This is a genomic window from Chryseobacterium defluvii, assembly GCF_014204415.1.
Lineage (GTDB): Bacteria > Bacteroidota > Bacteroidia > Flavobacteriales > Weeksellaceae > Chryseobacterium > Chryseobacterium defluvii_A.
Genome location: NZ_JACHLE010000006.1, coordinates 92,180 through 104,629 on the forward strand (window position 1 = coordinate 92,180; position 12,450 = coordinate 104,629).

13 protein-coding genes are annotated in these 12,450 nt (G+C 37.4%); 6 read left to right on the forward strand and 7 right to left on the reverse strand.

Going from position 1 to position 12,450, the window contains the following annotated elements:
• The first annotated feature begins 2 nt into the window (after window positions 1–2).
• The 6 genes from HNP38_RS16425 (at window position 3) to HNP38_RS16450 (ending at window position 5,214) form a co-directional block, all read left to right on the forward strand.
• Window positions 3–953, forward strand: coding sequence for a LysR substrate-binding domain-containing protein (locus HNP38_RS16425; RefSeq protein ID WP_184191525.1), 951 nt, complete (start codon window positions 3–5; stop codon window positions 951–953).
• 237 nt (window positions 954–1,190) lie between these two features.
• A complete protein-coding gene (metK, locus tag HNP38_RS16430) occupies window positions 1,191–2,471 on the forward strand; it encodes a methionine adenosyltransferase (protein ID WP_184191527.1) in 1,281 nt (426 codons plus the stop codon).
• 84 nt (window positions 2,472–2,555) lie between these two features.
• Complete coding sequence (locus tag HNP38_RS16435; RefSeq protein ID WP_184191666.1) at window positions 2,556–3,047, forward strand: hypothetical protein; 492 nt, start codon at window positions 2,556–2,558, stop codon at window positions 3,045–3,047.
• A 199-nt stretch (window positions 3,048–3,246) separates the two neighbouring features.
• Window positions 3,247–3,837 carry an RNA polymerase sigma factor gene (locus HNP38_RS16440; protein WP_184191529.1) on the forward strand — a complete coding sequence of 197 codons (591 nt, stop codon included), beginning with the start codon at window positions 3,247–3,249 and terminating at the stop codon, window positions 3,835–3,837.
• A gap of 200 nt (window positions 3,838–4,037) precedes the next feature.
• On the forward strand, window positions 4,038–4,733 hold the full coding sequence (locus HNP38_RS16445; RefSeq protein ID WP_184191531.1) for a YjjG family noncanonical pyrimidine nucleotidase: 696 nt from the start codon (window positions 4,038–4,040) through the stop codon (window positions 4,731–4,733).
• 1 nt (window position 4,734) lies between these two features.
• On the forward strand, window positions 4,735–5,214 hold the full coding sequence (locus tag HNP38_RS16450; protein ID WP_184191533.1) for a hypothetical protein: 480 nt from the start codon (window positions 4,735–4,737) through the stop codon (window positions 5,212–5,214).
• A 57-nt stretch (window positions 5,215–5,271) separates the two neighbouring features.
• Here HNP38_RS16450 and trpS read toward each other — a convergent pair whose 3' ends face one another.
• The 7 genes from trpS to ileS form a co-directional block, all read right to left on the reverse strand.
• Window positions 5,272–6,240 (reverse strand): tryptophan--tRNA ligase, encoded by a 969-nt coding sequence (gene trpS / locus HNP38_RS16455; protein WP_184191535.1) that lies wholly within the window; start codon window positions 6,238–6,240, stop codon window positions 5,272–5,274.
• 246 nt (window positions 6,241–6,486) lie between these two features.
• Window positions 6,487–7,131, reverse strand: a complete 645-nt coding sequence (locus HNP38_RS16460; protein ID WP_184191537.1) for a vancomycin high temperature exclusion protein — start codon at window positions 7,129–7,131, stop codon at window positions 6,487–6,489.
• Window positions 7,132–7,145: 14 nt separating this feature from the next.
• Window positions 7,146–7,784, reverse strand: a complete 639-nt coding sequence (locus HNP38_RS16465; RefSeq protein WP_184191539.1) for a lipoprotein signal peptidase — start codon at window positions 7,782–7,784, stop codon at window positions 7,146–7,148.
• Window positions 7,785–7,841: 57 nt separating this feature from the next.
• On the reverse strand, window positions 7,842–8,033 hold the full coding sequence (locus tag HNP38_RS16470; protein ID WP_184191541.1) for a DUF2683 family protein: 192 nt from the start codon (window positions 8,031–8,033) through the stop codon (window positions 7,842–7,844).
• An 18-nt stretch (window positions 8,034–8,051) separates the two neighbouring features.
• Window positions 8,052–8,297, reverse strand: a complete 246-nt coding sequence (locus HNP38_RS16475) for a DUF6576 domain-containing protein (RefSeq protein WP_184191543.1) — start codon at window positions 8,295–8,297, stop codon at window positions 8,052–8,054.
• 78 nt (window positions 8,298–8,375) lie between these two features.
• The gene (locus HNP38_RS16480; RefSeq protein ID WP_184191545.1) at window positions 8,376–8,756 is read right to left on the reverse strand and encodes a TraR/DksA family transcriptional regulator; all 381 of its coding nucleotides are present in this window, start codon (window positions 8,754–8,756) and stop codon (window positions 8,376–8,378) included.
• A 59-nt stretch (window positions 8,757–8,815) separates the two neighbouring features.
• Complete coding sequence (gene ileS, locus HNP38_RS16485; RefSeq protein WP_184191547.1) at window positions 8,816–12,205, reverse strand: isoleucine--tRNA ligase; 3,390 nt, start codon at window positions 12,203–12,205, stop codon at window positions 8,816–8,818.
• Window positions 12,206–12,450: the final 245 nt, after the last annotated feature.

Here is a 12,450-nt window from a genome sequence, read left to right on the forward strand (position 1 = left end):
AAATGAACATTCAGCAATTGGAATATCTTATCGCCGTAGATAAGTATAAACATTTTGGTAAAGCGGCACAGGCATGTTTTATTACGCAGCCTACCCTGAGTGCAATGATACAAAAATTTGAGGATGAACTGGATGTAAAGGTATTTGACAGGACTACACACCCTATCCGTACTACAGATGTAGGATTGCAGATCATAGATCAGGCTAAGGTAATTATAGAATCTGTCAATGAACTAAAGAATAAAGCCAACCTGCTGAATAATATTTTAGGCGGAACAATTAACCTGGGAATCATTCCTACGGTTTCATCTTTTATATTGCCTACCGAGATTTTCAGGTTCTTGGAAGAGAATCCGAAAATCCAGATGAATGTAAAGGAAATGACCACGGATAATATTATTAAGGCTCTGAAAGCCGGAGAGCTGGACGCAGGAATTATTTCTACTCCTTATGACAGTGCTGACGAATTTTATCAGGATTTTCTGTTCAATGAAGAACTGATGATTTACAGTTCGAATACGGAAGCCAATAAGAAAAATTCTTACATCATTCCTGAAGAATTAAATGTTGAAAAGGTATGGCTTCTTGAAGAAGGAAACTGTTTAAGGAACCAGTTTGAAAATATCTGTCATTTGAAAGAAAATACTTTAAAGCCTAAAAATCTGGATTTCCTGGCATCCAATATCCAGACACTGGTGCATATGGTGGACAAAGTAGGGGGAATAAGTATTTTGCCGGAATTAGCATTAAGCCAGCTGTCCGAAGAACAGAAAAAGAATGTATTCAGGTTTAAGAAACCTTTTCCATACAGAGAAATAAGTATTATCTATTATAAGCCGACATTTAAACAAAAGATCATTGATGAATTATCAGGCTCTATTAAGGCTTCTTTGAAAGAAAAACTGAATTATAACGAAAATCCAAAGGAATTTGTAAGCATAAAGCCGCAATAATTTTTTTCTTTCAAAAAGGTATAAATCATTAATTTAAAGAAAATTATAATTAACGCGCAAAAATTTTGAGTATTAGGAAAATAGTGCTTAAATTTGCCAACGTTTATTAACGAGGAAAAATTTGTCCTGATTGCAACCTCTATAAAAAAATGCTAAAACAGTATTTCTTTTTTGAGCTTTCCAGGCAGTTTATTCACATTTTTCTTCATCAATTTTAATCTAAAAACAAAGAATAATATGTCTTATTTATTTACGTCTGAATCAGTTTCAGAAGGACATCCGGATAAAATCGCCGATCAGATTTCCGATGCTCTAATCGATCATTTCCTTGCATATGATAAAAGCTCAAAAGTGGCATGCGAAACCCTTGTTACAACAGGACAGGTAGTTTTGGCCGGAGAAGTGAAATCTGATGCTTATCTTGATGTGCAGACTATTGCCAGAGAGGTGATCAACGGAATCGGGTATACAAAAGGTGAATACATGTTCAATGGAGATTCATGTGGGGTAATTTCTGCGATCCATGAGCAGTCACCGGATATCAATCAGGGAGTTGACAGAGCAGTAGTGGATGAATCTTTTGAAAGTAAAGCTAATGCACAGGGTGCGGGAGACCAGGGGATGATGTTCGGGTATGCTACAAACGAGACGGCAAACTATATGCCTTTAGCTTTGGATGTGGCACATACTATTCTTAAAGAACTTTCTGCGATCAGAAGAGAAAATAAAGACATCACTTACCTTCGTCCGGATGCAAAAAGCCAGGTTACAATTGAATATTCTGACGATCATAAGCCGGTAAGAATTGATTCTATCGTAGTTTCTACCCAGCATGATGATTTCGGGAGTGAAGAAGAAATGTTGAACAAAATCCGTGAGGATATCAAGAATATTCTTGTTCCGAGAGTGGTTGCTAAGCAAAAAGAAGAGATCAAGGCATTATTCAATGATCAGATCAAATACCATATCAACCCGACCGGAAAATTTGTAATTGGCGGACCTCACGGAGATACAGGACTTACGGGAAGAAAGATCATCGTTGATACTTACGGTGGTAAAGGAGCTCACGGAGGGGGTGCTTTCTCAGGAAAAGATCCTTCAAAAGTAGACAGAAGTGCTGCTTATGCAACAAGGCACATTGCCAAGAACTTAGTAGCGGCTGGTGTTGCTGATGAGGTTTTGGTACAGGTTTCTTATGCGATTGGTGTTGCTGAGCCTTGTGGGTTATACATCAATACTTACGGAACTTCAAAAGTTGGTCTTAATGATGGGGAAATCGCTAAAAAAGTTTCTTCGATCTTTGATCTAAGACCTTATGCTATTGAGCAAAACCTAAAACTGAGAAATCCTATTTATCAGGAAACCGCTTCTTACGGGCATATGGGGAGAGAGCATTATGTGGCAGACAGAACCTTCAATAAAGGACAAAAGAGTGAGATTACCCTGAAAGATCTTGAATTCTTTACCTGGGAAAAACTGGACAAAGTAGACGAAATTAAAGCTTCTTTCGGAATTTAATTTCTTCACAAAGTATAAATAAAAGGCTGCTTTATCTACCGGATAAGGCAGTTTTTTTTATTTTTACACTTAAATAAATTTATGATGATGAACTTTCGTTTGGCAATAACCGCTCTGTTTGTATTTTTCCTGGGAACATTTTCAAACGCCCAATATACGATGCATAAAATGATCAGTGCAGGATATGTGTACCAGAATCAGAGTTTTGGAGAAGTGGGAGGGAAGTTGCTTTTTCTTAAGAATGATGATGTGATATACAGATTGGGTGGTTCTGCGTTAATGGGCTCTACGAATTCCAAATTTGCGATCATGCCGAAACTGCAGGTGGATGTATTGCTCAATTTTCAAAAAGATGTGGATTTTTATCATTCCTATTATTTTTTAGTAGGGGCGGAAGGTACTAATAAATATCTGGCACCAAAGGTTGGGGTTACTCTTTTCGGGATTCTGGATCTTACCGGAGGGTATGCTTTTCCTATCGGAAATGCTGAACTGAACGGCAAGCAGCTTAAAGGTATAAATGTTAATTTCACACTAAATATTCCAACGGTATTTATTCATGATATGTTTAAATGATTTTTTTTAAATATTTTTTGGAAAAATTTAATAATTGATTAACAGTTATTAAAAAATTATTATATTTACATCCACAAATAAATGTACCGCCTATTGATTAGACTTTACTCTATAAAATTGTTTTGTATATGCAGTTGAAGCCAGATAAAATATCTGGAAGTTAAATTGTCTACAAGTATATTATATTGAGAAGAAAGTTATGAAATCAAAATCGGATAGCCTGTTAATTTCCCTTTATCAGAAAGGAGACGAAGAAGCATTATCAACTCTTATTCATCGTCATCAGAGAGAACTGTTTACATTCATTTTTTACAAAATTAATGATGAAGACCTTGCCAACGACGTTTTTCAGGATACCTTCATGAAAATAATCATCATGTTGAAAGAAGGGCGTTATAACGAAGAAGGAAAGTTTATCCTTTGGGCAAAAAGAATCGCACATAATCTTATTATTGATTATTTCAGATTGAGATCCAAAAATATCAAAGTTTCAGAAACAACTTTTGAAACGGATGAATATTCTATTTTCGACCTGATAAGAGAGCCTTCGGAGAATATCGAAGATCAGCTGGTAACCAATCAGATCCAGGAAGACCTCCTGAGAATGCTGCAGTTTCTGCCACAAAATCAGCAGGAAGTGATCAAGCTGAGGTTTTTTGACGGGTTAAGCTTTAAAGAAATCGCAGACCATACGGATATGAGCATTAATACAACCCTTGGAAGAGTACGGTATGCCCTCATCAACCTGAGAAAAATCATGGATGAGAATAATATTATACTCACAAGATAATAATTCTTATTATTTCTCGTTTTAAGGAAAAACATACGTTCGCCTATGAAAAAAAATGATTCCTTAAAAGTGAAAACTTTGAAACCGAAAAAACAAACCGTTGATTTTTTGCTCAGTTTTTCGAAAAACCTGGAAGTAGTAAAGACCAGGAATAAGAATTATCCGATTTCCAAAAATTAAATTGAGTAATTTTGTGCTGTATGAAAATTCAGCACATTTTTTTTGATCTCGACAATACGCTTTGGGATCACCGCAGAAATGCCTATCTTACCATCAAAGACCTTTTCGGAAAACTGGAAATCACCTTGAAGTATGCCATCGACTTTGAGGGATTCCATGCTGTATATCATGATATCAATGAGAACCTTTGGGAGAAGATACGAGATAGTCTTATTGATAAAGAATATTTAAGAAAACATCGTTTTTATGATACTTTTAAACATTTCGGCGTAGATGATGAAGAACTTTCGATGTACTTTGAAGAGCATTTTTTAGATAAGATTCTTAATCATAACAAACTGGTGGAAGGAGCAGAATCTATTTTAGAATATTTAAAGTCTAAAAACTATACATTGCATGTAATTTCCAACGGTTTTCAGGAGGTAACGGAAAGAAAATGCCTTTTGTCAGGAATTGCAAAATACTTCAATACCATAACCAGTGCTGATTCTGTAGGCGTAAGGAAACCTGATCCTGCGATTTTTAAATATTCTTTAGAGCTGGCTAATGCTACTAAAGAGGAGAGCATGCTGATAGGAGACGACTGGATTGCGGATGTAGTGGGCGCACAAAGGTACGGGATAGATGTGATTTTTTTTGATGCCTTAAATGAGAACAGGCAGGAAGAAGGCCTGAAAACTGTTAAACATCTTTTACAGATAAAAAATTATTTATAATATGGAAACTCAGTATAATAACATGAGCCCGGCTTCATTTTTAAAGCAAGCCAATACGATTTTCTTTGCCCTGCTGGCTGGTATGGTGATAGTAGGAGGGATGATGTATATGATGGAACCCGGAAAAAGTTTCGATTTTGATTTCAGGAATCCGCTTCTCATTCTGATGGTAACACTTATGATCGCCGGTATTTTTGCCAGTAATTTCCTGTATCACTCATTCAGAAATAGAATAGAGCTTAAAGATCCTTTGTCAGTTAAAATTACAAAGATCCGGCAGGCACTGATTATAAGGTTTGCTCTTATTGAAGGGCCGGCGATGTCCGGGGTCATATTTTATATGATGGAATATAACCTGGCATTTCTTATGCTATCCGCTCTTATAGTGTTTTATTTTGTGACCCTCAAGCCGTCTAAAGATAAACTCATGGATGATATGAATCTTACTTCCGAAGAAAAGAGGGAGTTCGAAAAGATATAGAAGACAAAAACCTTTCCATTGGAAAGGCTTTTTTTTATGGGTAACGAGAAGAAGCTATTAAATTCCTAAACTTCCTCTCACTCTTTTGATGGTTTCCAAAGCGATCGGCCTTGTTTTCTCTGCCCCTTCCTGGAGCTTTGCTTCCAGCTCTTCCAGGTGGGTCATATAATAGTTAAATGTTTCCCTTTCTTTGGCAAAACGGGTTAGAATTAAATTTAAAAGCTCAGCTTTGGCATGTCCATAACCAAAATTGCCGGCCAGATATTTTGCTCTTAATTCTTCGGTCTGTTCAGGAGTAGCAACCAGCTGATAGATCGCAAAAACTTTATCAGTCTCAGGGTCTTTCGGCTCTTCAAGGGTTTTAGAGTCTGTTTCGATGCTCATTACCTGCTTTTTTAGCTCTTTTTCAGGTAAGAAAATATTGATGATATTCCCTCTGGACTTAGACATTTTCTGCCCGTCCGTTCCCGGAACATATTTAGTGTCTTCCTGAAGCTCAGCCTGTGGAAGTACCAATATATCTCCCATCTGATTATTGAATTTCACAGCTACATCACGTGCAATTTCCAGATGCTGAAGCTGGTCTTTCCCTACAGGTACGATCTCTGCATCGTATAATAAAATGTCCGCAGCCATTAAAATAGGGTAGGTGAACAGGCCGGCATTCACATCCTGAAGCCTGTCTGCCTTATCTTTGAAAGAATGAGCAAGCGTTAATCTCTGGTAAGGAAAAAAACATGATAAATGCCAAGAGAGTTCACAGGCTTCGGCGATATCGCTTTGTCTGTAAAAATATGTTTTCTCCGTATCCAGCCCACAAGCAAGCCAAGCCGCAGCTATTTCGTAGGTATACTGTTTTAAAACCGCTGCATCTTTGATTTGCGTTAAAGCATGCAGATTTGCAATAAATAAAAAAGATTCGTTTCCTTCCTGTTTTGATAGCTCAATTGCAGGAATAATAGCACCTAATAAATTTCCAAGGTGTGGGGTTCCGGTGGCTTGAATGCCGGTAAGAATTCTTGACATTGTTTAATTATTTATAAAAATTAATGAATTGCAAATTTAATGGGTTTACGTGGATTTTCTATGTTTTAATTAAAAAAATGGTTTTGGATACTTTTTTCCTCCCACAGATCTCACAGATTTACACAGATGTTTGTATATATTTATCTGTGCAAATCTGTGGATGAAATAAAGCTGAAATTATTCAATAAATTTATGAGTGTTGACAAAAAATCTGCGTAATCTGCTTGATCTGCGGTAGAAAAAATATTAAGGAATCAGAATTTTATCCCCACCGAACTTAGGCTCAACACCCAGAACAAGATCCCAATATGCCTTCGCTTTGGCAATATATTCACGCACATTGGTTTTCAGCCCTGCATATTTATTAACATCCGGCGCATTATAACCATAAGCTTCTATTCCATTCTTTCTGGCTAAAAACACAGCCCTTTCATTATGGAATTTTTGTGAAATAATGACCAGGTTTGTCTGCCCGAAGATCTCCTTTGCCCTTACCACAGAATCCAAAGTCCTGAACCCTGCAAAATCCATAAAGATCCTGTCCTGTGGAATGCCATGCTGCATCAAAGTCAGCTGCATATCTTCAGGTTCATTGTAATTTTTCCTACTGTTATCTCCGCTTACGATGATGTATTGGATCTTTCCGCTTTTATACAGATCTGTGGCAGCCTGTATCCTGTTAGAAAAATAAGCATTAGGCATTCCGTTGCTCAGGGTTTTGCTGGTCCCGAGAAGTAAAGCTGTTTTAGCCACGGGAATTTCCGAAATGTTGAAAGATACAAACGGATCACTTTGTTTTTTGATGCTGTAATTGGCGAAGGCAATAAAAATAATTCCTGCAATCATAAAAAGCAGGAAAATTTTAAACAGAGTTTTGATTAATCTTTTCATCTGTGAGGATTCTTTTAAAATTCAAGGCCGTTTGGGAAAGCTTTTTTTCTGAAAATTAATAATAAAGCTGCCCCTATGGTGATTGCTGAGTCCGCAACATTGAAAATATATTTGAAAAACTCAATATGCTTTCCGCCGATTAGCGGTACATTTTCAGGCACATTCCAGTCTACCAGAGGAAAGTGGAGCATATCAACCACACAGCCCTTCATGAAGGTAGAGTATCCTTCTCCGAAAGGAACAAACTTAGAAACTCCGCCATAGCCGATCCATCGGTCGATGCTGGGATCATAGACGGTTCCGCTGTCGAATATCAGTCCGTAAAACATTCCGTCGATGAGATTGCCTATTGCTCCTGCAAAGATCATTGCCATAGGAATCAGGAGATAATTCGATTCGCCTCTCTGAAGCCATTTTTTGAAAAGGTAGACCATCCCTCCAATCAGGCATATTCTTACAATGACAAGGAAATATTTGCCAATGATCCCCCCAAAATGAAGTCCGTAGGCCATACCGGGATTTTCTACGAAAGTAAGCTTGAAGCCCGGAAAAACAGAGATGCTGTCATCCAGGTTAAAATGGGTTTTAATATAAATTTTTGAAGCCTGATCAATTAATAGTATAAGGAAAGTTACAGCTAATATCTTTTTCATAAGGGAGAATAGAATTGTTTTGTAGGTCTTAAGGAATCGCCTTTTTCTGCGATTTTATTACAATCCTTTTGGTTTAGAAGGTTTTGCTATTTTCTCATTTTTCTTATCGACAATTTTCTTGATTGTCTTCTGATTATGATGAGTATTTTTGGTATGGAATTTTTCAAAACGGATGTTCATTTCTTTCAAAACACTTTTCAAAGCATTAAGTTCCATTGCATTTTTGGTGTGTACGATTATAGATTCCATTTTTATCGGTCTGGATTTTTACATTTTAGACAATTCATCAAGCCTTTTCCTGTCTTTGGGAGATAGGTCATTGATGCCGTTTTTGCCCATTTTGCTTAAAAGCTTATCTATTTCTTTCTCTCTTTCACGTTTATCAGAGTTAAACTGATCATCGATCGTATAGTTCTTTTGTTTGTCCGGAAAGAATCTGTTTTTGATCCATTCTCTGTTGAAAAACCATAAAACAATAACAAGGATGATCCCTAAAATCAAATATTCGCTCATGGATATATATTAAAAATCAGGTTTATAAAGTATTTAAAGAATACAATATAAACCCAAAATTATTTGTTGGCCTTACGGCTATTTTTGCATATTTTTCGCCTCAATGCTCAATGTAGCATGGGGAACAGCCAGAAGCCTTTCCTTAGGAATTAATTTTCCGGTTACCCTGCAAACTCCGTAAGTTTTATTTTCAATTCTTATCAAAGCATTTTTCAGATCACGAATAAATTTTTCCTGTCTTCCTGCCAAAATTGCATTCTGCTCTTTGCTGAGTGTTTCTGCACCTTCTTCAAAAGCTTTGAAAGTAGGGGAAGTATCATCTGTCCCATTATTCTGGTCATTGATAAAGCTTTCATTGATCAATGTTAAATCTTTCTCTGCTTTTGCAATCTTTTCGTGAATGATTTTCTTAAATTCCTGTAAATCAGCATCACTATATCTTACTCTTTCGTCTGACATGTTCTTTTCTCTTTTTTAATAAATTTATGAAATGGAATTTGAAATACAACAATTAAACGTTAATATTTTTCAACATTTACTTTAAAAGTAACTTCATCTATTTCGATTTCGTTAAAATTTGAAAGTGAAGATACAATTTCTATTTTATTTGACAAGACTTCTGATGAAATATATTGTTCATTTTTCTGAACATCATGAAGGAAGGGTGAGCTTTCTTCCATGAAGATATTAATTCTGTCAGTCAGGTCAAAATCTTTGTCTTTTCTTAGATTTTGAATTCTGTTAATGAACTCTCTTGCAATCCCTTCAGATTTTAACTCGTCAGTTAACGTCAAATCTAATGCCACAGTTGTTTTTCCATCAGAAGTTACCGTCCAGCCGGGAATATCTTTAGTGGAAATCTCAACGTCTTCAAGGGTGATCTCATATCCCTGAACATCTATTTTTCCTTCTTTTTCAAGGCTTGAGATCTGCTCCGGAGAAAAATCGGCAATTGCTCCTCCAACCGTTTTCATGTCTTTTCCTAATTTAGGGCCGAGCGCTTTGAAATTAGGTTTTATCTGTTTTACAATTAAATGAGAGGCTTCCTCTGCATTGATCAATTGTAACTCTTTTACATTTACTTCCTGTTTAATCAGTTCTGCAACTGCCAGGATCTGCTCTTCCGTTTTGGAATCCAATACAGGAACCAATACTTTTTGTAATGGCTGGCGTACTTTTACGTTTTCCTTCTTTCTTAAGGAGAAAACCATACTGGTAATGTTCTGGGCCAAATGCGTCTTTTCAACCAGATCCTGATCGATCAGGCTTTCATCTGCAACAGGGAAGTCTGTGAGGTGTACGGATTGGCAATTTTTTTTTCCGGTTACCTTATTCAGATCCTGATACAGTTGATCCATAAAGAACGGAGCAATGGGTGCTGATAATTTAGCCACTACTTCAAGGCAGGTATATAACGTCTGATAAGCAGAGATCTTATCTTCCGTATAATCTCCTTTCCAGAAACGTCTTCTGCATAATCTTACATACCAGTTGCTCAGGTTATCGTTCACGAAAGTGCTGATCGCCCTTGCTACTCTTGTCGGTTCATAATCTTCGTAGAATGCTTTTACTTCCTTAATTAAAAGATTGAGTTCGGAAAGGATCCAACGGTCAATTTCAGGGCGGTTTTCCACCTCTTTCTCCGAATAGTTAAACCCGTCAACATTCGCATATAAAGCAAAGAATGAATAGGTATTATAAAGCGTTCCGAAGAATTTTCTCCTTACTTCATCAATTCCTTCAATATCAAATTTCAGATTTTCCCAAGGGTTTGCATTGGAGATCATGTACCAACGCGTTGCATCCGGCCCATAAACGGAAAGTGTCTCGAACGGATCGATAGCATTTCCTAAACGTTTTGACATTTTCTGGCCGTTTTTATCCAGAACAAGCCCGTTACTCATTACATTTTTGTATGCCACCGAATCAAATACGGCAGTTCCGATCGCATGAAGCGTATAGAACCATCCACGGGTCTGGTCAACTCCTTCTGCGATAAAATCCGCAGGGAAGGCTTTATTGTTGTCAATTAATTCTTTATTCTCGAAAGGATAATGCAACTGTGCATAAGGCATAGCTCCTGAATCGAACCAAACATCAATAAGATCGCTTTCACGTTTCATCGGTTTTCCGGAATCCGAAACCAGAACTACCTGGTCAACCACATTTTTATGGAGGTCAACCAGAGCATAGTTTTGCTCAGACATATTTCCGGTCACAAAACCTTTGAACGGGTTTTCCGCCATCAATCCATTTTCAACAGATTTTTCGATCTCGTTGTATAATTCTTCTACGGAACCTATGATCATTTCCTCTTTCAGGTCATCGGTTCTCCAGATGGGTAATGGGATTCCCCAGTATCTTGAACGGGATAAGTTCCAGTCGTTGACATTTTCCAGCCAGTTCGCAAAACGTCCTTCTCCTGTAGCCTTTGGTTTCCAGTTGATCTCTTTATTTAGGTCGACCAGCCTGTCTTTTACGGCAGTCATTTTTACAAACCATGAATCTAAAGGATAATATAGTACAGGCTTATCAGTTCTCCAGCAGTGTGGGTAGCTATGAACATATTTCTCTACCTTGAAGGCTTTGTTTTCAGTTTTTAAAAGGATCGCCAACTCTACATCCCAGGATTTTTCAGGGGCGGTTCCTTCATCATAATATTCGTTCTTGATATATTTTCCTGAGAATACTTCCGGGACATTGTCCCCAACAATGAATTTACCTTGCAGATCTACTAATGGAACAAGGTTGTCATTTTCATCTTTCACCAACATTGGCGGAATTCCGGCTTCTTTAGCCACTCTGGCATCATCGGCACCAAAAGTAGGAGCGATGTGAACGATGCCCGTACCATCTTCTGTCGTTACGAAATCTCCTAAGATCACTCTGAATGCTTTTTCAGGAGTCTCATCCGGAGTAAACCACGGGATCAGCTGTTCATATTGGGTTCCGGCAAGTTTTTCTCCGGTAAATTCTTTTAAAACTGTGTATGGAATAATCTTGCTTTCCGGAGTGTAGCCGGCAAAATCCTCCTCGGTTCCTTCAGCATATTTTTTACCGAATACTTTTGGTAAAAGCATTCTTGATAAAACAACTGTTATAGGTTCGAAAGTATATTGATTGAATGTTTTAACCAGGTAATATTCGATGTCTCTTCCTACGGCAAGTGCAGTATTGGAAGGCAAAGTCCATGGTGTGGTCGTCCATGCCAGGATGCTTACTTCTCCGTCAACATTACTGAATAATTCTGAAGATTCTTTTTTTACTTTGAACTGAGCCACAATGGTAGTATCCGAAACATCACGGTAAGTTCCCGGCTGATTAAGCTCGTGTGAAGAAAGTCCTGTTCCTGCTTTTGGAGAGTAAGGCTGGATCGTATAGCCTTTGTACAAAAGATCTTTAGTGTACAACTGCTTTAGCAGCCACCATACAGTTTCCATATATTTTGACTTGTAGGTGATATACGGATCATCAAGGTCTACCCAATATCCGATCTTTTCCGTAAGGTTATTCCACACGTCCGTGTAACGCATTACCGCTTCACGGCATGCCTTGTTGTAATCTTCAATGGAGATTTTTTTGCCAATATCTTCTTTCGTGATTCCTAATTCTTTTTCTACACCCAGTTCCACAGGAAGCCCATGTGTATCCCAGCCCGCTTTACGGAAAACCTGCTTCCCATTCTGGGTCTGGAAACGGCAGAAAATATCTTTCAGCGCTCTTGCCATTACGTGGTGAATTCCGGGCATTCCGTTTGCTGAAGGCGGACCTTCATAAAATACAAATTCAGGATTCCCTTCACGAATTTCAACACTTTTACTGAATGTTTTATTTTGTTTCCAGAATTCCGATACATTCTCGGCTATATCAATAAGGTTGAGGTTTTTATATTCTTTAAATTGGCTCATTGTAAATATCTCAAAAATCGATGACTAATTAAGTTTGCAAATTTAGTGAATTTTGTCGGTTTATGATATATGTTTTATTTAGGTTCTGTCTATTAAAAACTTCACTTCCAGAATGGTTGTAAAGGTTGAGATTAATATTGACAGCAGCTTTTTATTTATCTCGCAGATTGAGCAGATAGCGCAGATTTTAGACACAATTATCTGTGGAAATCGTGTGATCTATGGGAAAAGAATAAAAGAAGTAT